A 21,784-nucleotide genomic window follows, 5' to 3' on the forward strand; every position below is an offset into this window, starting at 1 on the left:
TTGTTGCTTATAGGTTGCAATTACTCATCAGATGCGAAAGAGGTCGTGGTGGGCTCTCCTGTGGTGCTGGGCATCGAGTCGTCGTGTGACGAGACGGGGGCAGGGATCGTGTCCGGCGAGCGGCTGCTCGCGCACGTGGTGGCGTCGAGCATGGACGAGCACGCGCGGTTCGGCGGGGTCGTGCCCGAGATCGCCGCCCGCGCCCACCTGCACGCCTTCAACCCGGTCGTACGGGAGGCCCTTGACCAGGCCGGGCTGCGGATCAAGGACATCGACGCGGTCGCGGTGACAACCGGGCCGGGCCTGTCGGGTGCGCTGCAGGTGGGCCTGGCCGGGGCGAAGACCCTGGCCTACGCGGCCGGCGTCCCGCTGTACGGGGTCCACCATCTGGCCGGGCACGTCGCCGCCGACACCCTGGAGCACGGGCCGCTTCCCAACCCGTGCATGGTGCTGATCGTGTCGGGCGGGCACACCTCGCTTCTGTTCGTACGCGATCTCGTGCGCGATCCGATCCTCCACCTCGGCGACACCATCGACGACGCGGCCGGGGAGTGCTTCGACAAGGTGGCCCGGGTCTTCGGCCTGCCCTACCCCGGCGGACCCGCGATCGACAGCGCCGCCCGCGGGGGCAACGGCCGAGCGGTGGCGTTCCCGCGGCCGCTGACCCGTCCGGGCGATGCCCCGTACGCGTTCTCCTTCTCCGGGCTGAAGACGGCCGCGGCTCGCTGGGCGGAGCAGCTGCGAATCCGGGGCGAGGAGATCCCCCTCGCGGACGGGGCCGCCTCGCTCCAGGAGGCGGTGGCGGACGTGCTGACGCGCAAGGCGCTGGCCGCGTGCAAGGAGTACGAGGTACGGACCCTAGTCGTGGTGGGCGGGGTGGCCGCGAACTCGCGGGTGCGGGCGCTGGCCGAGGAGCGGTGCGCGGCATCGGGTGTGGAGCTGCGGGTGCCGCCGATGACCCTGTGCACCGACAACGGGGCGATGATCGCCGCCGTCGGCGACCTCTTGGTGCGGGCCGGCTCGGCTCCGGCTCAGCTGGACATGTCGATCGATCCGTCGGCGCCGCTGGAGTACGCGGCCCTGCACCCCGTCGCCCGCGCCGCGGCGAGAGTCGCGTGAGCGGCGTCCGGCGGGTGTCCGTGACGGAGCTGCTGCGCCGGGCCGAGGGCGTCCTCCACGTGGACGCGGACGCGTTCGGTACGGGGCGCCGGGCGCACGACGAGGCTGCCGGGTTGCGGTACCTGGAGCGGCTGGCAGGCGATGTGGGGCGTCCGGGGTCCGTGGCTGCCGTGGCCTTGGACGGGGACACCGTCCTGGGTTTCGCGACCGGCTGGACCACATCCGATGCCTTCCCCTCCGACCGGGGCCACCCCCAGGTGGCGGCCGGCCTCGGTCCCGCGCACACGGCGGCGTGACTGTGCGGCGGCCCGGAGGTCGACGAGCTCGCCGTCCACAGCGCCGCCCGCGGGCGCGGGCTGGGCGCTGCCCTCCTCGACGCGGTGACCCACCCCACGTACCGGTAGAAGGCCAGGCCGCCGGGGCGCCGGACGGGCGGTGCTGGCCCGCAGGACGCCCTGGGGAGAATCCGCAGCCCGTCCATGCCGGGCGCTCCCCCGCACCTTGGGGCCAACCCTCCCGCACCTACGTTGCCCGTGGGGCGTTGATGTCCGACTCCCTGTCTAGCCTGTCTCCGTGAAGCCCACCGGTGGCCGCCAGTTCCCCGCCACGCTCGCCGCCGCGATGGCCGTTCGATTCGACTACGCCGACGGGGAGACCGGGGTCGGCTTCGAACCCTTCCCGGCCTTCCTGTCCGCTGCCGAGGCCACCGACTGGTTCCAGGCATGGACCGGGAACAGCGAACTGGACGGCAACGACTTCCGCGTGTTCGTACAAGACGGCACGGGCGGGTAGGTGGCAATCTGACTCATCCGCCCGAGCCGGCCTCTGGCAGGGCAGCCCATCGCCTTCCTCGGCGCGGAGGGCGAGACCGGTGTCGTGGCACGCGACCGGGGCGACTTCCTGTGGCTACTGGAGGCACAAGCCAGTCCCGCCCAATCCACCTGTCAGCCATTCTTAGGGTGCGCCACGGTCTTCCCGACCACCACCCGCCAGCTGGCCCACCATCATCACGATGAGGCCGACGACCATCATCGCGCCGCCGGTCAGGGTGCCCCAGTGTCGGGTACCGGCGTCGTCGATCACCAGCCCGAACAACACCTGCCAGCCCAGCGCAAGGGCCGCCACCAACTGGCCCAGGCCGTAGAGGCGGGGGCTGCGGACGTGGCGCCGGTTCATGGGGAGCACCCAGCCACGGGTGACCGCCGCCATCCCGGAGGTGGCGATGAGCAGAGCGACCAGAACGATGGGTGTGGCGAGGTAAAGCTTCATGTTCTCTCTCCTGTGCGCCGGACCTGCGCCGCACGCGAGCGTGATCATCACACTCACCGCGCCCTGCGTCCATGGGCACCAACACGGGCCTGTTGTCGGCTGGTGGCGTGCCCGGACAATCACACAGCCCACTTGAGCCGCCGGCCCCGGAATCCCCACTCCGGGAGCCGGACGGCTCATGTGTTGTGCGGCCGGTGAGCAGCACGCGGTGCGTCGGCCCGGCCCCCCACGGCCCGGACCTTGCATCCTTCGGCGGAGTTCAGGTCAGACGCCTCCAGCCGCGTGCCACGAACCGTCATCCCGGTCCGTCGCCGCATCAGTCTCACCCGTAGACGCGGCCCGGTCAGCGCTCCTTGACCCGCCGGGGCGACAGGTAGGTCGGCCATGCCCGTTTCCAGGAATCCGACATGCCTTCGTCCTTGTCCGGACGCACCGTTCTCGTCACCGGCGCAACCTCCGGAATCGGATACGAGACCGCCCGCCAGCTCGCCGAGCGTGGCGCAACCGTCCTCCTGCACGGCCGCACCCCCGATGAGGCGCAGGCCGCGGCCGACCGGCTGATCACCACCGCCGGCATCGGCGCCACGTCCCTGCGGCAGTTCGCCGCCGACTTCGCCCACCTCGACGAGGTCGAGAGCCTGGCCTACGCGGTCGTACGCGAGCACCCTCGGCTTGACGTACTCGTCAACAACGCCGCCATCGCGGCGCCCGAGCGGCACACCGTCACGGCCGACGGCAACGAGATCGCCTTCCAGGTCAACTTCCTCGCCCACTACCTGCTGACGAACCTGCTCGATGCCGCGCTCACCACCGACCCGGGCGGCCGCGTCATCAACGTCTCCTCCTCGCTCCACCGCACCGGCACGATCATGTGGAACGACCCGCAGCGGCCGCGCCGTTATGCCCGCCTCGCCGCGTACGCCCAGTCTCAGCTGGCCCTGACCGACTTCGCCGCCGGGCCGCTTCCGGCCGCTGGTCGCGGCCGCGTTCGACCGCGTCGTGCGCTGGCAGCGCACCGTGTACATCAAGCGCACCACGGCGCCGGCCGCCCGACGGGACGGCCCGCCTCCTCGTCCGGCGCGAGACGCTGGAGGACTTCCGCAGCCGGGACATCGACGGCTAGCGCTCGGGCCGGTAGACAAGCTCGATCACCATCGCCGCGATGAGCCCCCAGACGCCGATGCCCAGCAGCCACATGACGTCGAGGGCAGCGCCGGTGGTGACGAGCACCAGGCCCCCGGCCCCGAGGGCGAGCACGGTCCTGTGGATGCCGCGGTCAGGACTCCAGTCGATGGTCACAGCAGTGAGAATCCCGCCGGATCCCCCTCGCGTCGAGGAGCCGGCGGGATTCCTGTCGGGTTCTTGACGCACCGTCGCCTGACGTCAGCCGGCGTGGACGTGGGGGCGGCGGGCCCGGTCGGGTTCGGCTTCGCGGATGACCTCGCGGGTGACGGGGGCGACTTCGCCCTGGCCGAAGAGGAAGAAGCGCAGGAAGTTGGCCATCGGGTTGCCCTCGGTCCACTCGAAGTAGATGTGGGGGCGCTGGCCGGTCTCGTCCCGGACGTGGAGCAGGAAGGCCGCCAGGGCGTTGGGAATGCTGGAGCTCTCCAGGGTCAGGACGCGGTAGCGGCCGTGCAGCACTTCGCCGCGTACCCGCATGCCGGATTCGAACTCGGAGGCGTCCAGGACGGTGACCTCGACGAACATGACGTCGTCACCGGGCGGGATGTCGTTGTCCGCGCGGATCTGTTCCTTCTTCTGGCGGTACTCGTCGAGGTCCCGGTTGTCGGGTTCGTTGGCGATGAAGCGGATCGTGCGGTTGGACGTGTCGCGGATGAAGCGCTGCGCCATGTCGTCCAGTTCCACGTCCGTGACGCGCAGCTCGAAGACGCGCGCGAGGCGGGAGAGGAGGGAGAGGGCCATGATGCCGGCGATGAAGCAGGCGCCGATCTTCACGCCGTCGGGGCGCTCCACGACGTTCACGGCCGTGGTGTAGATGAAGACGGCGGAGATGACGCCGAAGCCGATCGTCCAGCCGCGCTCGCCCGCGCGGCGGGCGGCGATGGTGACGGCGACGGCCGCCGAGGTGATCAGGACGAGGACGCCGGTGGCGTACGCGCCGCCCTGTGCGTCGACGTCGGCGTTGAAGATCCAGGTGACGAGGAACGCGACCAGGGTGAACACGATGACCATGGGACGCAGGGCGCGGGCCCAGTGCGGGGCCATGCCGTAGCGGGGCAGGTAGCGCGGCATCAGGTTCAGCAGGCCGGCCATCGCCGAGGAGCCCGCGAACCACAGGATCAGGATCGTGGAGATGTCGTAGACCGTGCCGAAGGCCGAGCCGATGTGCTCGTGCGCCAGGTAGGCCAGGGCTCGGCCGTTGGCCTCGCCGCCCGGCTTGAACTGGTCGGCCGGGATGAGGAGCGTGGTGATGAAGCTGGAGCAGATCAGGAAGACGCTCATGATGATGGCCGCGGTCGTCAGCAGCTTCTTGGCGCCACGGATCCGGCCGGCCGGCTTCGCCTCGGTGTCCTCGGGGTCACCCTTGACGTGCGGCATGACCGCGACACCGGTCTCGAACCCGGAGAGGCCGAGCGCGAGCTTCGGGAACACGATGAGGGCGATGGCAATCATCATGAACGGGTTGCCGTGCTCGGTGGTCAGCGCGGTCGTCCAGTCGGTGATGACGTGCGGTTCGGTCATCACGTTCCACAGCCCGACGGCCACGACCACGACGTTCAGGCCGAGATAGGTCGCCACCAGGACCACGGCCACGCCGATGGCCTCGCTGAACCCCTTGAGGAAGACGGCTCCGAGCAGCGCGATCATGATCAGCGTGATCAGCACTTCGTGACCGTGGAGCGTGCTGGTGAGGTGCGGGTTCTCCACCAGGTGCGCGGTCGCGTCCGCGGCGGAGAGGGTGATGGTGATGAGGAAGTCGGTCGCCGCGAACCCCAGCAGGGTCAGGACGAACAGCTTCCCCTTCCAGAACGACAGCAGCTTCTCCAGCATGGCGATCGAGCCCTCGCCGTGCGGGCTCTCCTCCGCGACCCGCCGGTACACGGGCAGCGCGCCGAAGAGAGTGAGCAGGACCAGCACGATCGTCGCAAGCGGCGACAGCAGTCCGGCCGCCAGCGCCGCGATACCGGGCTGGTAGCCGAGGGTGGAGAAGTAGTCGAGACCCGTCAGGCACATGACCCGCCACCACGGACGGCCGTGCGGCTGGGCCGCCGCCTCCTTGGCGGCGGGCGAACTGTTCTCGGCGGTCAAGCCTTCCAGCATCCACGCCCGCAGGCGCGACGTGCGGGCAGGGGTGGCCATCGTGGTGGGCTCCTGTCGTACGGCAAAGAATCAGCCATCGACATCGACAGCGGAGCCAGCGTACGCAGCCTGATCACTTATGCACGCAAGTGAACCAATCCTGACGCGTCCTTAACACGGACAGACCCACCGGCGGCGTAGCGACCGGCATCGCCCCCGCCTCTCAAGCAGCAGCCGTACGAGGAGTGGGGGCGGCCCGGACGGGGGCCGCCCCCGTGGGGAACCAGCGGAGTGTGGATCAACGCAGGCCGGCCTGTCGCGGCCATGGTCTGTGGTGAAGGAAGCCCTTGACGGGCTTCAGCCGAGGCCGGGGATGGTGGAGACCAGCAGGTCGATGAGCTTGATGCCGACGAAGGGCAGGATCAGGCCGCCGAGGCCGTAGACCCCGAGGTTGCGGCGCAGCAGGTCGTGTGCGGAGGCCGGCCTGTAGCGGACCCCGCGCAGGGCGAGCGGGATGAGGGCGACGATGATCAGGGCGTTGAAGATGATCGCCGAGGTGATCGCGGAGGTCGGGCTGCTCAGCCCCATGATGTTGAGTGCACCGAGGCCGGGGTAGGCCGCGGCGAACATGGCGGGGATGATCGCGAAGTACTTCGCCACGTCGTTCGTGATCGAAAACGTCGTCAGCGCGCCGCGCGTGATGAGCAGCTGCTTGCCGATCTCCACGATCTCGATGAGCTTGGTGGGATTGGAGTCCAGGTCCACCATGTTCCCGGCCTCCTTGGCGGCCGAGGTACCGGTGTTCATGGCCACGCCAACATCGGCCTGAGCCAGCGCCGGGGCGTCGTTGGTGCCGTCGCCGGTCATGGCGACGAGCTTGCCGCCCTCCTGCTCCCGCTTGATCAGCGCGAGCTTGTCCTCGGGGGTGGCTTCCGCGAGGTACTCGTCGACACCTGCCTCGGCGGCGATGGCGCGGGCCGTCAGCTCGTTGTCGCCGGTCACCATGACCGTACGGATCCCCATGGCGCGCAGCTCCGCGAACCGCTCCCGGATCCCCTCCTTGACCACGTCCTTGAGGTGGATGATCCCGAGCACCCGCGGGCCGTCCCAGTCGTGGACCGCCACCAGCAGGGGCGTGCCCCCGGACTCGGACACGGAGGCCGACCAGGTGGCCGCTTCCGCCGGTACGGACCCGCCGCGCGCCACCACCCAGTCGCACACCTGCGTCACCGCGCCCTTGCGGATCGCGCAGCCGGCGCCGCCCGCCCAGCTCAGGTTGATGCCGCTCATCCGGGTGCGGGCGCTGAACTCGGTGAACCGCGGGTTGCTCAGGTCCTCCACAGCCACCAGATCGAGTCCGTGCTGCCGGGCGAGGGCGACGACCGATCGGCCTTCCGGGGTCTCGTCGGCGAGGGAGGACAGCTGGGCGGCATCGGCGAGTTTGACGTGGTCCACGCCGGGGAGCGGGATGAAGGCCGCGGCCTCGCGGTTTCCGAGGGTGATGGTGCCGGTCTTGTCGAGGAGGAGGGTGTTGATGTCGCCGGCCGCCTCGACCGCTCGGCCGCTCATCGCGATGACGTTGCGCTGGACGAGCCGGTCCATTCCCGCGATGCCGATCGCTGAGAGCAGAGCGCCGATCGTGGTGGGGATGAGGGTGACGAGCAGGGCGACCAGGACGGTCGTGGATTGGGCGGCGCCCGCGTACGCGGCCATCGGCTGGATGGTGACGACGATCAGGATGAAGATGACGGTCAGCGCGGCCAGCAGGATGTTCAGGGCGATCTCGTTCGGGGTCTTCTGTCGGGTGGCGCCCTCGACCAGGGCGATCATGCGGTCGATGAAGCTGTTCCCGGGGCGCGAGGTGACCCGTACGACGATCGCGTCCGACAGGACGGTCGTACCGCCCGTGACACCGGTCCGGTCGCCGCCCGACTCCCTTAGTACGGGGGCCGATTCCCCGGTGACGGCCGACTCGTCCACCATCGCCGCCCCGTCGACGACGTCCCCGTCGGCAGGCACCAGCTCCCCCGCTTCGACGAGGACGAAGTCGAAGGGCTGGAGCTCGGCCGGCGCGACCGCCTCGGTCTCGGCGTGCCGCAGGTTCGCCCCGTACGTCCAGTGGTTGAGCCGCAGCGCGACCGTGTCCGTACGCGCCTTGCGCAGCGACTCGGCCTGAGCTCGGCCGCGGCCTTCGGCGACGGCCTCGGCGAGGTTGGCGAACAGGACCGTGAGCCATAGCCAGACGCTGATCACCCAGGTGAAGACGGACGGGTGGAAGAGCGCCGACAGCGTGGTCAGGACCGATCCGACCGCGACGACGAACAGCACCGGCTTCTTGACAAGTTCGCGCGGGTGGAGCTTGGCGAAGGCCTCGCGGGCCGAGGCGGCGAGGAGCTCGGGCTCCAGCATGTTCGCCTGCCCGGGCCGTTTCCGGGACGGCCGGTTGACCGGAGTCCTGGGAGGGGTGCCGAGACCCGGAGGAATGTGCTGCGCGGAGGCGGCGGGAGGCATGAAAAGACCTTCTGGTGAGTTCGGCTTCGGCAAGACACCCCTGCCGGCAAGCCGGGCAGGGGTGGCGTGAGAGAGGGGTGCCGCCGCCGGGGACTACCCCATGGACCCCCTCGGCCGTCATGTGAGTGATCGAGGCCCCCGGCGGCGCAACAAGCAGGAAACTACCGCCCGATGTCCTGCTGTCCCCCATGTACGCAGAGGAATTGGCGCCGTCTTGACGGCGGCGCACGAGCTGCGTCAAGCATCCGTCAGGGGTGCGTCAACGCAGGTCAGCGCGTTCAGGTCACGTCGTCGGTGATGCGGAAGCGCAGTCGGCAGATCACCGCATCCGTGTCGCGGCGTACCGCATGGGCGACGACGGAACCGCGCTGGTTCTGCAGCATCCGCTGCCACAGGTGGGCGGGTTCCGTCTCCGGAATGACCACGGTCACCTGGGTTCCCGGATGTGTCTGCGCCAGCTCTCGGATGTACCCCGACACCGGACGGCCGAGCGAGCGGGTGTCCGAGGAGAGCTCGATCAGCTCGACGCCGGGCTTCCACAACTCCCAGTCCCGCCGCAGCGCTTCGGCTGCCTCTCGGTCCTCGGGAGCCGGGTGGGTCACCGTCACGGCGAGGACCTCGTCGCCGAGCGAGCGTGCGGCGGTCAGGGCCTGGCAGGTCAACTGGGACAGCCCGGAAACGGGTACGACAACCAGGGAGCGGGAGCGCCGGGGAGCCTGCGGGATACGGCCGAGCTCCAGGCGTTCCCCGATCTGAGCGTAGGCACGGTGGATCTTCTCGAACGCGAGGACGATGAGCGGCAGGGCGAGGACGATCAGCCAGGCGCCCTCAGTGAACTTGGTCGCGGTCACGACGATCGCCGAGACCCCGGTGAGCAGCGCCCCGAAGCCGTTGAGGGCCGCCTTGGCCCGCCAGCCCTTGGGGCGTTCGCCGTACCAGTGCAGGACCATGCCGACCTGGCAGATGGTGAAGCCGACGAAGACGCCGATGGCGAAGAGCGGGACGAGGGTGTTGGTGTCACCGCCCGAGAAGACCAGCAGCACGGCGGAGACGAGAGCCAGCCACACCACACCGTGGCGGTGCACTTGGCGGTCGGCCTTGAGGGCGAAGAAGTGCGGCAGGAAGTTGTCGCGGGCCAGCAGGCTCATCAGCACGGGCAGGCCGCCGAAGGAGGTGTTCGCAGCGAGCGCGAGGAGCACCATGGTGGCGAACTGGACCACGTAGAAGGCCGCGTTGTGACCGAAGGACGCGTCCGCGAGCTGCGCGAGGACCGTGACCCCCTCGACCGGCTGGAGGTGGAAGCGGCCGATCAGGACCGACAGCCCGATCAGCATCACACCCAGCAGGGCTCCGAGCGCCACCTCGGTGCGCTGCGCACGGCGGGCCGCCGGGGCCCGGAAGGACGGCACCGCGTTGGCCACGGCTTCGACTCCGGTCAGGGCCGAGCAGCCGGCCGCGAAGGCCTTCAGCAGCAGGAGCGCACCGACCGTGGTGGCTCCTTCGCCCAGAGCGGAGGCGTGCCCGGCGGCCGAGGCGGTGCTGACCGGACCGTCGCGGAACAGGCCGACCACGACCATGGCCAGGATCGACCCGACGAACACGGCGGTGGGTACGAGGAAGGCCTTGGCCGAGTCCACGACCCCCCGCAGGTTCACCGCCGTGACCAGGACGAGGATCCCGAGGCAGATCCATACCCGCTCCGGGTACAGCTCCGGGAAGGCCGAGGTCAGCGCGGCCACACCGGCGGTGACGGATACGGCCACGTTCAGCACGTAGTCGAGGATCAGCGAGGCCGCGGCCACCAGGCTCGTACGCCGGCCCAGGTGCCTCTTGGCCACGGCGTACGAGCCGCCGCCGTCCGGGAACGCGGCGATCACCTGCCGGTACGAGGCCACCAGCACGGCCAGCAGCGCCGCGATCGCCAGGGTGACGGGGAGGGTGAAGCCCATCCCGTACGCGCCGGCCGCGGCGAGGACCAGCACGATCGACTCGGGTCCGTACGCGACGGAGGCCATCGCGTCGAGCGACAGGGCGGCCAGGCCCTGGAGGGCGGTCAGCCGGTGCGGGTCCTTCGCCCCCTGCGTCCGTGCGCCGGGATCAGGAGGCTCCTCCGTGCCCGGCGTCTTTCCTGCCGTCGTCGACTTTTCCATGTGTATGGACATCTCGCTTGTTCCTCCGTTGGACAAAGTGAGGACAGCGTCCGGACCGCGCGGCCGGATGACCAGGGCTCTTGGCGCATTCCATACGGCCGCCGACCCACTCTTCACGCACTCCTTACGCCGGGGCCCGAGATTCGTATGAGGTGCGTCAAGACCGCGCCTACGTGAGTGACTCCCGCCTCGGCGGGGGCACGCTTGTTGTGGGCGGCCGTGTCAGGTCGCCCTGACCGGACCCGATCGGTCCTGGTCAGGACCTGCGTCTCCGGTCAGGAGGCATCACATGTCCGGGTACCGACTCCACGACCGTGCCGTGCTGCTCACGGCGCTCGTGGCCCCCTTCCTCGTTGGGCTCGCGCTCGTGCCCTTCCGCACGGGGCTCTCCGCGACCAACGAGGCTCTGATCATGGTCGTCGCGGTGGTCGCGGTCGCCGCTCTCGGCACCCGGGCGGCCGGCGCCCTGGCCGCGCTGTCGGCGGCCGCCTGGTTCGACTTCTTCCTCACCCGGCCCTACCAGCGGTTCACGATCGCCGACGGTGACGAGATCCAGACGGCCGTCTTGCTGCTCTGCGTCGGCCTGATCGTCTCGCAGCTCGCCGTGCGCACACGCCGGCTCCAGGCCGCCGTGGTCACCGACACCGCGCACCTGTCGAGCCTCCAGGGGACCGCCCGGCTCGCCGAGGCCGGCGGGTCGCCCGAGGGCGTGGTCGAGTACGTGCGCCGCGAGCTCGTCGGCCTGCTGGGGCTGCGCGGCTGCCGCTTCGAGTACGGGACCCTGATGGGGAACCTGCCGCGCCTGGAGCACGGCGGCGGTCTGTGGCTCCGGCGCGGCGACCTGATCACCGAGTACGCCGACTGGCCGGACGAGGAGACCGAACTGCGGGTGACCGGCGGCGGCCACTACTACGGCCGCTTCCTCCTCGACCCGCTCCCCGGACGCCCCCTGCCCTCCGAAGAGGCGCGTCTGGTGGCGGTCGCCCTGGCCGCGCAGGCGGGCGCCGCCCTGGACACGGCCGGCCTCTCCCACCAGGGCTGACCAGCCGTTGACGGACGGTTGACCGGCAGTTCACGGCCCTTGGCGTAAGTGCGGCGTTAAGAGTTCCCTTACGGGCGTATGGACACCGTCAAGGCGTCTTAACGCCGGGGTGAAGACACGGTTATCTCGTCATCGGCCGTCTGGCCGATTCTTTTCTTCCCTCTTCATCCAGGAGCTCACGGTGGCCGATCTGGCCTTCGTCGTCACCACGGTCGCGGTCTTCGCGCTGGTGGCCCTTATCGCCCGGGGGGTGACCAAGCTGTGAACGCCGAAAACATCATCGGCCTCCTCGTGGCCGTCTCCCTGCTCGGATACCTCATCCTCGCCCTCGTGTACCCGGAGAGGTTCTAGCCACCGATGAGTCCCGTTCTCGCTGGTGTGCTCCAGCTCCTCGCACTGATCGCCGCACTCGCGCTGGCCTACCGCCCGCTGGGCGACTACATGGCCAAGGTCTACTCCTCCGAAAAGCACTACACACCGGAAAAGTGGATCTACAAGGCCGTCGGCGCCAACCCGTCGGCCGAGATGCGCTGGCCCGCGTATCTGCGCGCCGTCCTCGCCTTCTCGGCCGTGAGCGTCCTCTTCCTCTACGGCCTCCAGCGGGCCCAGGGCATCCTGCCCGGCTCGCTCGGATTCTCCGCGATCGACCCGGACCAGGCCTTCAACACGGCCGCCTCCTTCGTCGCGAACACCAACTGGCAGTCGTACTACGGCGAGCAGGCCATGGGCCACGTCGTCCAGACCGGCGGTCTGGCGGTGCAGAACTTCGTCTCGGCGGCGGTCGGCATGGCCGTGGCGGTGGCCCTCGTACGGGGCTTCGCGCGCTCCCGCACCGGTGAACTCGGCAACTTCTGGGCCGATATGGTCCGCGGTGTCGTCCGGATTCTGCTGCCCATCTCCGTTGTCGGCGCGATCGTCCTCGTCGCCTGCGGCGCGATCCAGAACTTCTCCGGCATCCACGAGGTCGGCCAGTTCACGGGCGGCACGCAGCAGTGGAACGGCGGCGCCGTCGCCTCCCAGGAAGTCATCAAGGAGCTGGGTACCAACGGCGGCGGTTACTTCAACGCCAACTCCGCGCACCCCTTCGAGAACCCCAACCCGTTCTCGAACCTCTTCGAGATCTTCCTGATCCTGGTCATCCCCTTCTCCCTGACCCGCACCTTCGGCCGGATGGTCGGGAACCTGCGCCAGGGCTACGCGATCCTCGCGACGATGGCCACCATCTGGATCGGCTTCACCGCGCTGATGATGTGGACCGAGTTCGCCCACCACGGCCCGGCGTTCGACGTGGCGGGCGGCGCGATGGAGGGCAAGGAGACCCGGTACGGCATCGGCGCCTCCGCGATCTTCTCGGTCGCGACCACGCTCACTTCGACCGGTGCGGTCAACTCCTTCCACTCCTCGTACACCGGGCTCGGTGGCGGCATCCAGCTGCTGGGCATGCAGCTCGGCGAGATCGCGCCCGGCGGCGTCGGCTCCGGCCTCTACGGCATGCTGGTCATGGCGATCATCGCGGTGTTCATCGCCGGCCTGATGGTCGGCCGCACCCCGGAGTACCTGGGCAAGAAGATCGGTACCCGCGAGATCAAGTTCGCGGCGCTCTACATCCTCATCACCCCGGCCCTGGTGCTGTGCTTCACCGCGGCGGCCATGGCGCTGGACACCCCGGGCAACTCCATGACCAACAGCGGGGCGCACGGCTTCTCCGAGATCCTTTACGCCTACACCTCGGGCGCCAACAACAACGGCTCGGCCTTCGCCGGCCTGAACGCCGACACGCAGTGGTTCAACAGCACCATCGGCATCGCCATGCTGCTGGGCCGCTTCCTGCCCATGGTGTTCGTCCTGGCCCTGGCCGGCTCACTGGCCGAGCAGAAGCCCGTCCCCGAGACGGCAGGCACGCTCCGCACCGACAAGCCGCTCTACACCGGCCTGCTCGTCGGCACGATCCTCATCGTCACCGGTCTGACCTACTTCCCGGCCCTGGCGCTGGGTCCGCTCGCCGAAGGGCTCGCATCATGAGCACCGCCACACCTACCAGGGCTCCGCACCAGGACGTGCCCACCGGCCACAAGCCGTCGGCCGGACGCGTGGGCGGCGGCCTCTTCGACCCCAAGCAGCTGCTGAAGTCCTTCCCCGACGCGGTGAAGAAACTCGACCCCCGCGTCATGATCAAGTCCCCGGTCATGTTCGTCGTCCTGATCGGCTCGGTGGTCACCACCGTCCTGGCGATCAAGGACCCGACGGACTGGTTCGGCTGGGCGATCACGACTTGGCTGTGGCTGACCACGATCTTCGCGAACCTTGCCGAGGCAGTGGCCGAGGGCCGCGGGAAGGCCCAGGCCGACACCCTGCGCAAGGCCAAGACCGACTCCGTCGCCCGCCGCCTGACCAAGGACGGCAAGGGCGAGGAACAGGTCCCCGGCACGGAGCTGCGTATCGGCGACCTGGTCGTGTGCGAGGCCGGCGACATCATCCCCGGTGACGGTGACGTCGTCGAAGGCGTCGCCTCGGTCGACGAATCCGCCATCACCGGCGAGTCCGCCCCGGTCATCCGCGAGTCGGGCGGCGACCGCAGCGCCGTCACCGGTGGCACCAAGGTGCTGTCCGACCGGATCGTCATCAAGATCACGACGAAGCCCGGCGAGACCTTCATCGACCGGATGATCGCCCTGGTCGAGGGCGCGTCCCGGCAGAAGACGCCGAACGAGATCGCCCTGAACATCCTCCTGGCGTCCCTCACCATCGTCTTCCTGCTCGCGGTGGTCACCCTCCAGCCCTTCGCGATCTACGCGGGCGCCAAGCAGTCGATGATCGTGCTGACCGCGCTGCTGGTCTGTCTGATCCCGACCACCATCGGCGCCCTGCTCTCCGCCATCGGCATCGCGGGCATGGACCGCCTGGTCCAGCGCAACGTCCTGGCCATGTCGGGGCGTGCGGTCGAGGCCGCCGGCGACGTCTCGACCCTGCTCCTCGACAAGACCGGCACCATCACCCTCGGCAACCGACAGGCCTCCGAATTCGTTCCGGTCAAGGGCACGACGGAAGCCGAGCTGGCGGACGCCGCGCAGCTCTCTTCCCTCGCGGACGAGACCCCCGAGGGCCGCTCGATCGTGGTCCTGGCGAAGGAGAAGTACGGCCTGCGCGAACGCCACCAGGGCGAACTGGCGCACGCCGACTGGATCGCCTTCACGGCCCAGACCCGTATGTCGGGTGTGGACGTGGACGGCAAGAAGACCCGTAAGGGTGCGACCGGCTCGGTTGTCGCCTGGGTCAAGGAGCAGGGCGGCCAGGTCGCCGAGGACGCTCAAGCCCTCACGGACCGGATCTCCCAGGCCGGCGGCACCCCGCTGCTGGTGGCGGTCGAGGACGACAAGGGTGCTCGCGTCCTCGGCGTCATCCACCTCAAGGACGTGGTCAAGGAGGGCATGCGCGAACGCTTCGACGAGCTGCGGCGCATGGGCATCAAGACCATCATGATCACCGGCGACAACCCGCTGACCGCCAAGGCCATCGCCGAAGAGGCGGGTGTCGACGACTTCCTCGCCGAGGCCACCCCCGAGGACAAGATGGCCCTCATCAAGCGGGAGCAGGCGGGCGGCAAGCTCGTCGCCATGACGGGCGACGGTACGAACGACGCCCCGGCTCTGGCTCAGGCCGACGTCGGCGTCGCGATGAACACGGGCACTTCGGCCGCCAAGGAGGCCGGGAACATGGTGGACCTGGACTCCAACCCCACCAAGCTCATCGAAATCGTGGAGATCGGCAAGCAGCTGCTCATCACCCGGGGCGCACTGACGACCTTCTCCATCGCCAACGACGTCGCGAAGTACTTCGCGATCATCCCCGCCATGTTCGCCGTGGTCTACCCGGGCCTCGACAAGCTCAACATCATGGGCCTGGCGTCCCCGGAGTCGGCCATCCTGTCGGCCGTCATCTTCAACGCGCTGATCATCATCGCGCTCGTCCCGCTCGCCCTCAAGGGCGTCCAGTACCGGCCCACCAGCGCCGACAAGATGCTCCGCCGCAACATCGGGGTCTACGGACTCGGCGGCCTCATCGCCCCGTTCATCGGCATCAAGATCATCGACATGCTCATCACCCTCATCCCCGGAATCGGCTAAGGCTATGAACAACTCTGTAGGCAACACCGCACGGTTGATCGGCGCCGGCCTGCGAGCCCTGCTCGTTCTGACCGTGATCTGCGGGGTCCTCTACCCGCTCGCGGTCACGGGGATCGCCCAGGCCGTCTTCAACGACAAGGCCAACGGCTCCGAGATCAAGGACAGGAGCGGCCAGGTCGTCGGCTCCTCCCTCATCGGCCAGACCTACAACCTGCCGCAAAAGGACCCGAACGACGCCGAGGAAGCGGTCAAGCCGGACCTCAAGTGGTTCCAGCCGCGCCCCTCCAACGGCCTCGGCAGCAACAGCGTCAACACCCAGTACTCGCTGATCCTCTCCGGCGCCACCAACCGCTCCGCCGACGACGGCGCCATCAACGGCAAGTGCACCGACCAGGCCGAAGAGGGCACCCTCTGCGCCCAGGTCATCGCCGCCAAGAACGCCGTCATCGCGGACAACTCCACCGCCGGCCACACGGTCAAGCCCGAGGACGTACCGGCCGACGCCGTCACCTCCTCCGGCTCCGGCCTCGACCCCGAGATCTCCCCCGAGTACGCCAAGCTCCAGGTCCACCGGGTCGCCGAGCGGAACAAGCTCGATGTCAACCAGGTCGAGAAGCTCGTCGCCGACCACACCACCGGCCGCACCCTCGGCTTCATGGGTGAGCCCCGCGTCAACGTCCTCGAACTCAACATCGCCCTGAAGGCGCTGTCCAAGAGCTGATGTTCCACAACGCTCGGTCAACGAAGCCGGCGGGGCGCAGAGCTCCCCCAGCTACCGCTGGGAGGGTCCGTGCGCTCCGCCGGCTTCTTGCCGTGCCCGCAACGAAGGAAGGCTGCACACCGATGACCCGGGTGCTGGTGGTGGAGGACGACCCGCAGCTCGTCCGCGCACTGAAGATCAACCTTCAGGCGCGCAAGTTCGAGGTCGAGGAAGCCGCCGACGGCGGTACGGCCCTGCGGCTCGCAGCCGCCCGCAAGCCAGACGTGATAGTGCTCGACCTCGGGCTCCCCGACATGGACGGCATCGAAGTCATCAAGGGTGTCCGTGGCTGGAGCAAGGTTCCCATCCTGGTCCTCTCCGCCCGGCACACCTCGGAGGACAAGATCCGGGCCCTGGATGCCGGCGCGGACGACTACGTCACGAAGCCGTTCAGCATGGACGAGTTGCTCGCCCGCCTGCGGGCGGCCACCCGCAGACAGGAGGCACCCGGGGCCTCCCAGGCGGCCGAGGTCTCCGTCGTCACAACCGACGAGTTCAGCATCGATCTGATCGCGAAGAAGGTGCACCGGGGTGAGCGCACCGTACGGCTCACCCCGACGGAATGGCACCTGCTGGAGATCCTCATCACCCACCCCGGCCGCCTGATCACGCAGAGTCAGCTGCTGCTGGAGGTCTGGGGACCGACGTACGGGGAGAACACGAACTACCTGCGGGTATACATGGCCCAGCTGCGGCGCAAACTGGAAGCGGACCCCTCGCACCCGCGCTACCTGATCACCGAACCGGGGATGGGATACCGCTTCGAACCCTGATCACCTGCCCCCCCTCCTCAGCACACAGAAGAAGAGACGGAACATGGGACGCGGCAAGCTCCGCATCTACCTCGGCGCGGCGCCGGGCGTCGGCAAGACGTACGCGATGCTCTCCGAGGCACACCGCCGGATCGAGCGGGGCACCGACTGCGTCGTCGGCTTCGTCGAGCACCACCACCGCCCGCGCACCGAGGTCATGCTCCACGGCCTCGAACTCATCGAGCGGCGCGAGATCTCGTACCGCGGCTCCACCTTCACCGAGATGGACGTGGACGCGATTCTGGCGCGGCGCCCCGCCGTCGCGCTCGTGGACGAGCTCGCCCACACCAATGTGCCGGGCTCGCGCAACACCAAGCGGTGGCAGGACGTGGAGGAACTCCTCCAGGCCGGCATCGACGTCGTCTCCACCGTCAACATCCAGCACCTCGAATCGCTGGGTGACGTGGTCGAGACGATCACCGGGGTCCGTCAGCGCGAGACGGTCCCCGATGAAGTCGCCCGGCGGGCCGACCAGATCGAACTCGTCGACATGTCCCCCCAGGCCCTGCGCCGCCGGATGGCCCACGGCAACGTCTACAAGGCCGACAAGGTCGACGCGGCCCTGTCCAACTACTTCCGCCCCGGAAACCTGACCGCCCTGCGCGAGCTCGCCCTGCTGTGGGTCGCCGACCGCGTCGACGAGTACCTCCAGGAGTACCGGGGCGAGCACAACATCCGCTCCACCTGGCAGGCCCGCGAACGCATCGTCGTCGGCCTCACCGGCGGACCGGAGGGCCGTACGCTCATCCGCCGAGCCGCCCGCCTCGCCGAGAAGGGCTCCGGCGGCGAGGTCCTTGCCGTCTACGTCGCCGCAAGCGACGGGCTGACCTCGGCCTCGCCCAAGGAACTCGCCGTCCAGCGGACCCTGGTCGAGGACCTCGGCGGCACCTTCCACCACGTCATCGGCGACAACGTCCCCGACGCGCTGCTGGAGTTCGCCCGCGGCTGCAACGCCACCCAGATCGTCCTCGGCGTCAGCCGCCGCCGCTCCTGGCAGTCCGTCTTCCGCCCCGGCGTCAGCGCCACCGTCGCCCGCGAGTCCGGACCCGACCTCGACGTGCACATCGTCACCCACGACGAAGCCGCCAAGGGGCGCGGTCTGCCCGTCGCGCGCGGCGCACGGCTCGGGCGTTCGCGCATCATCTGGGGCTGGATCGCCGGCGTGGCCGGCCCGGCGCTGCTCGCGTTGCTGCTGAATCAGGTCGTCCCCGACCTCGGGCTCGCCAACGACATGCTGCTCTTCCTCACCTTCACCGTGGCGGCAGCCCTGCTCGGCGGACTCCTCCCCGCCCTGGCCTCGGCGGCCTTCGGCTCCCTGCTGCTGAACTACTTCTTCACACCGCCGTTGCACGAGTTCACCATCTCCGACCCCAAGAACATCGTCGCCATCGCGATCTTCGTGGGCGTGGCCGTGTCGGTGGCTTCCGTCGTCGACCTGGCCGCCCGCCGCACCCATCAAGCCGCCCGGCTGCGCGCCGAGTCCGAGATCCTCTCCTTCCTCGCCGGCAGTGTCCTGCGCGGCGAGAACTCCCTCGACGCCCTCCTGCAACGGCTGCGCGAGACCTTCGCCATGCAGTCGGTCGTCCTCCTGGAACGCACCAGCGAAGTCGACCCCTGGACCACCGCCGCGTCCGTCGGCACCGGCGCCGTCAGCCGGCCCGAGGACGCGGACGTCGACCTGCCCATAAGCGACAACATGGCCCTCGCCCTGACCGGTCGGGTGCTCCCGGCCGCGGACCGCCGCGTACTCGGCGCCTTCGCCGCCCAGGCGGCCGTCGTACTCGACCGCCAGCGCCTCGTCGACGAGGCCGAGAAGTCCCGCGCACTGGGCGAAGCCAACCGCATCCGCACCGCGCTGCTCGCCGCCGTCAGCCACGACCTGCGGACCCCGCTCGCCGGAATCAAGGCCTCCGTCAGCTCGCTGCGCTCCGACGACGTCGAATGGTCCGAGGAGGACAAGGCCGAGCTCCTCGAAGGCATCGAGGACGGCGCCGACCGCCTCGCCGCGCTGATCGGGAACCTCCTCGACATGTCCCGCCTCAACACGGGCACCGTCGTCCCGCTGATCCGCGAGACCGACCTCGACGAGGTCGTCCCCATGGCTCTGGGCGGCGTACCCGAGGACAGCGTCGTCCTGGACATCCCCGAAACCCTGCCGATGATCGCCGTCGACCGCGGTCTGCTGGAACGGGCCGTGGCCAACATCGTCGAGAACGCCGTGAAGTACAGCCCCGTCGGCCAACCGGTCAACGTCTCGGCCAGTGCCCTCGCCAGCCGCGTCGAACTGCGCGTCGTCGACCGCGGCCCCGGAGTCCCCGACGAGGCCAAGGACCGCATCTTCGAACCGTTCCAGCGCCACGGCGACGCCCCGCGCGGCGCCGGAGTGGGTCTCGGCCTCGCCGTCGCCCGGGGCTTCACGGAGGCCATCGGCGGCACCCTGACAGCCGAGGACACCCCCGGCGGCGGCCTCACCATGGTCATCACCCTCCCCATAGCGGGTGGCACCCCGCCGGTCAGCGCCGAACTCCCCACCTCCGCGGTCACCTGAGAGCGCGGCGGCCGCCGCCCAGGGTCACGCCCGGCGGCCGCCGGTCACCTCGTGTGGCCGACGTCCGTCCCCCGCATCAGCTCAGCGGGCCCGCGATCGCCGTGAGCGCGGCGAGGTGGCGCCGGTAGGTGGCCAGTCCCTCCCCGGTCAGACATCGCCAAGTCCGGGGCCGGCGTCCGACCTGCCCCTTCTCGACCGTCATCCTTCGAGGCTTCGGGCGTCATACGACGCGTGCCTCCCGCCAGGCTGCCGCGGCCGCCGGCAGCGCGCACGCGATGGCGGCCACGACCGCGCAAGCGATGCTGTCCAGGAAGGCGGTGAGGCCGAGCACGAGGGCCAGTACGCAGGCAAAGCCCAGACGCCGATCACTCTGAGGTGGCGGCCGCCATAGCCGCGGGGGTCCACGGGCTGCCGGGTGGCGAACGAGGAATAGCTGCAGGCGCCCGTGACCGATACACGCGAGCCGTCCGGTTCCGGTATCCCCCACCGGAAGCCGGACGGCTCATGTGTTGCGCGACGGTTGACCTGCGCGCGGTCGCACTGACCCCTACCCCCGTGGTTCGGATCGTGTGCCCCTGTGGCGGTGTTCAGGTCACCGGCCTCCAGCCGCGCGCCGCCGGACCGTCACCCGGCTCCGTCGCTCCGCCAGTCTGCTTCCGGCCGAGGGCCGCGACAACACCCCTTGACGCGTTCCTTCCGCACGACCGGCGATCTTTGACGCGCCCCTGATGACCTCCGTGAGGGCCGGACCGCCCCCTCACCCGACGGCCATCAGAAGGCCGTCAAAGTCACGTTCAGGAGCTTGCCGCCGCCGACCCCGTGCGCTGGGATGGAGTCATGAACAGCGGTCCGCGCTACAACGATCGGCCACCGTCACGGCGGAGTAGTGCCGATGTCGCGTCGGTGCTGCCGACCGCGCCCGCTGTCCGCCCGGCCGTCTGATATCGGCCGCGCGTCCTCCGCGTATCTGCCGACCGCCCCCGATGGGGCCGGTCGAAGCTTCGTACGCATCCACACCTTCACCGCATGACCTGAGCCCACGCCCCCTGCTCCAAGCCGGGGCTCCGTGGTATCAGCCATGCCGGCTTCCAGGAATCGACATGCCCTCGCCCCTGTCCCCGTCCCTGTCCGGACGTACCGCCCTCGTCACCGGCGCCACCTCCGGCATCGGCTACGAGACCGCCCGCCGGCTCGCCGAGCTCGGCGCGACCGTCCTCGTCCACGGCCGCACCCCCGAGGAGGCCCAGGCCGCCACCGACCGGCTGATCGCCTCCGCGGGCATCTCCGACACTCTCCTGCGGCCGCTCGCCGCCGACTTCATCCGGCTGGAGGAGGTCGAGAACCTCGCGCACGCCGTCGTACGGGAGCACCCGCGTCTGGACGTGCTCGTCAACAACGCGGCCATCGCCGCGCCGGAACGGCACACGCTCACCGCCGACGGCAACGAGATCTCCTTCCAGGTCAACTTCCTTGCCCACTATCTGCTGACGAACCTGCTGGAGCCCGCCCTCACCAGCGACCCCGGGGGACGCGTCGTCAACGTCTCGTCCGCGCTGCACCGTTCGGGCGCCATCCAGTGGAACGACCCACAGAGGGTGCGGCGTTACTCCCGCCTCGCCGCGTACGCCCAGTCACAGCTGGCCCTGACCGTCTTCGCCGCCGACCCGCGCGTCACCGCCGTCTCCGTCAACCCCGGCGTGTGCGATACCGGCCTCCTCCCCCTCTACGGGCACGAGGGCGCACCGGCCGCCGAGGGCGCCGAGCACGTCGTACGGCTCTGCGACCCGGCCACCGAAATCGTCAACGGCGCCTACTACGAACGCTCCGAGCGCGTCGCCCCGGCCGCCGCCGCCACCGAGGACCGAACCATCAAGCGCCTCAACAAACTCGCCGACCTCCTCGTCGGCCACACCGCCTGAAGGGATCCACGCACATGTCCAAGCGCGCCCGCAAGAAGAGGTCCCGCCGCAAGAAGGGCTCCAACCACGGCAGCAAACCCTGCCGCTAGCCGCCAGTCCGTCCCGCGGGGCGGCCCTCCGAACAGGGCCGCCCCGCCACCGTGTCCCGACAAGGAGCCCCATGATCAACCTGCCGTCCCACCGACTCCCGACCTCGAACGCTGGTACCACACAGGGGCCCCGGGCTCGGCGGCCCTGACCGAGCACATCCTGACCACCGAGGCCGGCCG

20 protein-coding genes are annotated in these 21,784 nt (G+C 69.7%); 14 read left to right on the forward strand and 6 right to left on the reverse strand.

The features are described 5' to 3' along the window. The first annotated feature begins 60 nt into the window (after positions 1-60). The 4 genes from tsaD to ACFYM0_RS33050 all read left to right on the forward strand — a co-directional run bounded on the left by tsaD (position 61) and on the right by ACFYM0_RS33050 (position 1,911). Positions 61-1,119 (forward strand): tRNA (adenosine(37)-N6)-threonylcarbamoyltransferase complex transferase subunit TsaD, encoded by a 1,059-nt coding sequence (tsaD, locus tag ACFYM0_RS33035; RefSeq protein WP_388508108.1) that lies wholly within the window; start codon positions 61-63, stop codon positions 1,117-1,119. After that, positions 1,116-1,415, forward strand: coding sequence for a hypothetical protein (locus ACFYM0_RS33040; protein WP_388507914.1), 300 nt, complete (start codon positions 1,116-1,118; stop codon positions 1,413-1,415). The genes tsaD and ACFYM0_RS33040 overlap by 4 nt, the downstream gene beginning before the upstream one ends. Further along, the gene (locus ACFYM0_RS33045) at positions 1,416-1,523 is read left to right on the forward strand and encodes a GNAT family N-acetyltransferase (RefSeq protein WP_388508111.1); all 108 of its coding nucleotides are present in this window, start codon (positions 1,416-1,418) and stop codon (positions 1,521-1,523) included. It abuts the gene before it with no gap. Positions 1,524-1,692: 169 nt separating this feature from the next. Continuing rightward, positions 1,693-1,911 carry a hypothetical protein gene (locus ACFYM0_RS33050; protein WP_388507918.1) on the forward strand — a complete coding sequence of 73 codons (219 nt, stop codon included), beginning with the start codon at positions 1,693-1,695 and terminating at the stop codon, positions 1,909-1,911. Between the two features lie 162 nt (positions 1,912-2,073). On the opposite strand, the gene ACFYM0_RS33055 is transcribed toward ACFYM0_RS33050, so the two are convergent. Next, positions 2,074-2,388: a hypothetical protein gene (locus ACFYM0_RS33055; protein ID WP_388507920.1), complete on the reverse strand. Its 315-nt coding sequence runs from the start codon at positions 2,386-2,388 to the stop codon at positions 2,074-2,076. A 407-nt stretch (positions 2,389-2,795) separates the two neighbouring features. On the opposite strand from ACFYM0_RS33055, the gene ACFYM0_RS33060 reads away from it, so the two are divergent. Continuing rightward, positions 2,796-3,554, forward strand: coding sequence for an SDR family NAD(P)-dependent oxidoreductase (locus ACFYM0_RS33060; RefSeq protein WP_388507923.1), 759 nt, complete (start codon positions 2,796-2,798; stop codon positions 3,552-3,554). Here ACFYM0_RS33060 and ACFYM0_RS33065 read toward each other — a convergent pair. The 4 genes from ACFYM0_RS33065 to ACFYM0_RS33080 form a co-directional block, all read right to left on the reverse strand. Continuing rightward, positions 3,508-3,687, reverse strand: a complete 180-nt coding sequence (locus tag ACFYM0_RS33065) for a hypothetical protein (protein ID WP_388507925.1) — start codon at positions 3,685-3,687, stop codon at positions 3,508-3,510. The two genes, ACFYM0_RS33060 and ACFYM0_RS33065, sit on opposite strands and share 47 nt — an antisense overlap. 84 nt (positions 3,688-3,771) lie before the next feature. Continuing rightward, a complete protein-coding gene (locus ACFYM0_RS33070) occupies positions 3,772-5,709 on the reverse strand; it encodes an APC family permease (protein WP_388507928.1) in 1,938 nt (645 codons plus the stop codon). A 297-nt stretch (positions 5,710-6,006) separates the two neighbouring features. Further along, complete coding sequence (gene kdpB / locus ACFYM0_RS33075; protein ID WP_388507931.1) at positions 6,007-8,160, reverse strand: potassium-transporting ATPase subunit KdpB; 2,154 nt, start codon at positions 8,158-8,160, stop codon at positions 6,007-6,009. A 278-nt stretch (positions 8,161-8,438) separates the two neighbouring features. Continuing rightward, positions 8,439-10,322, reverse strand: coding sequence for an APC family permease (locus ACFYM0_RS33080; RefSeq protein WP_388507934.1), 1,884 nt, complete (start codon positions 10,320-10,322; stop codon positions 8,439-8,441). A gap of 277 nt (positions 10,323-10,599) precedes the next feature. On the opposite strand from ACFYM0_RS33080, the gene ACFYM0_RS33085 reads away from it, so the two are divergent. The 8 genes from ACFYM0_RS33085 (at position 10,600) to ACFYM0_RS33120 (ending at position 19,596) form a co-directional block, all read left to right on the forward strand. Then, positions 10,600-11,352: a DUF4118 domain-containing protein gene (locus ACFYM0_RS33085; RefSeq protein WP_388507937.1), complete on the forward strand. Its 753-nt coding sequence runs from the start codon at positions 10,600-10,602 to the stop codon at positions 11,350-11,352. 109 nt (positions 11,353-11,461) lie between these two features. Next, positions 11,462-11,617: a hypothetical protein gene (locus ACFYM0_RS33090; protein ID WP_330299843.1), complete on the forward strand. Its 156-nt coding sequence runs from the start codon at positions 11,462-11,464 to the stop codon at positions 11,615-11,617. Further along, entirely contained in the window at positions 11,614-11,703 is a 90-nt protein-coding gene (gene kdpF / locus ACFYM0_RS33095; protein ID WP_266875664.1) for a K(+)-transporting ATPase subunit F, read from the forward strand. The genes ACFYM0_RS33090 and kdpF overlap by 4 nt, the downstream gene beginning before the upstream one ends. 6 nt (positions 11,704-11,709) lie before the next feature. Beyond that, positions 11,710-13,374: a potassium-transporting ATPase subunit KdpA gene (kdpA, locus tag ACFYM0_RS33100; RefSeq protein WP_388507940.1), complete on the forward strand. Its 1,665-nt coding sequence runs from the start codon at positions 11,710-11,712 to the stop codon at positions 13,372-13,374. Then, positions 13,371-15,476: a potassium-transporting ATPase subunit KdpB gene (gene kdpB, locus ACFYM0_RS33105; RefSeq protein ID WP_388507943.1), complete on the forward strand. Its 2,106-nt coding sequence runs from the start codon at positions 13,371-13,373 to the stop codon at positions 15,474-15,476. The genes kdpA and kdpB (ACFYM0_RS33105) overlap by 4 nt, the downstream gene beginning before the upstream one ends. A gap of 4 nt (positions 15,477-15,480) precedes the next feature. Further along, positions 15,481-16,197 carry a potassium-transporting ATPase subunit C gene (locus ACFYM0_RS33110; RefSeq protein ID WP_388507946.1) on the forward strand — a complete coding sequence of 239 codons (717 nt, stop codon included), beginning with the start codon at positions 15,481-15,483 and terminating at the stop codon, positions 16,195-16,197. A 122-nt stretch (positions 16,198-16,319) separates the two neighbouring features. Next, a complete protein-coding gene (locus ACFYM0_RS33115; protein ID WP_388507949.1) occupies positions 16,320-17,009 on the forward strand; it encodes a response regulator in 690 nt (229 codons plus the stop codon). Between the two features lie 43 nt (positions 17,010-17,052). Further along, a complete protein-coding gene (locus ACFYM0_RS33120) occupies positions 17,053-19,596 on the forward strand; it encodes a DUF4118 domain-containing protein (protein ID WP_388507952.1) in 2,544 nt (847 codons plus the stop codon). Between the two features lie 76 nt (positions 19,597-19,672). Here the strand turns inward: ACFYM0_RS33120 and ACFYM0_RS33125 are convergent, their stop codons facing one another. Further along, complete coding sequence (locus ACFYM0_RS33125; protein WP_388507954.1) at positions 19,673-19,798, reverse strand: hypothetical protein; 126 nt, start codon at positions 19,796-19,798, stop codon at positions 19,673-19,675. A gap of 898 nt (positions 19,799-20,696) precedes the next feature. Between ACFYM0_RS33125 and ACFYM0_RS33130 the strand changes: the two genes are divergently transcribed. Further along, complete coding sequence (locus tag ACFYM0_RS33130; RefSeq protein ID WP_388507957.1) at positions 20,697-21,515, forward strand: SDR family NAD(P)-dependent oxidoreductase; 819 nt, start codon at positions 20,697-20,699, stop codon at positions 21,513-21,515. Positions 21,516-21,784 lie beyond the last annotated feature (269 nt).

It is taken from the genome of Streptomyces sp. NPDC006487, assembly GCF_042870555.1.
In the GTDB taxonomy this organism is placed as follows: domain Bacteria; phylum Actinomycetota; class Actinomycetes; order Streptomycetales; family Streptomycetaceae; genus Streptomyces.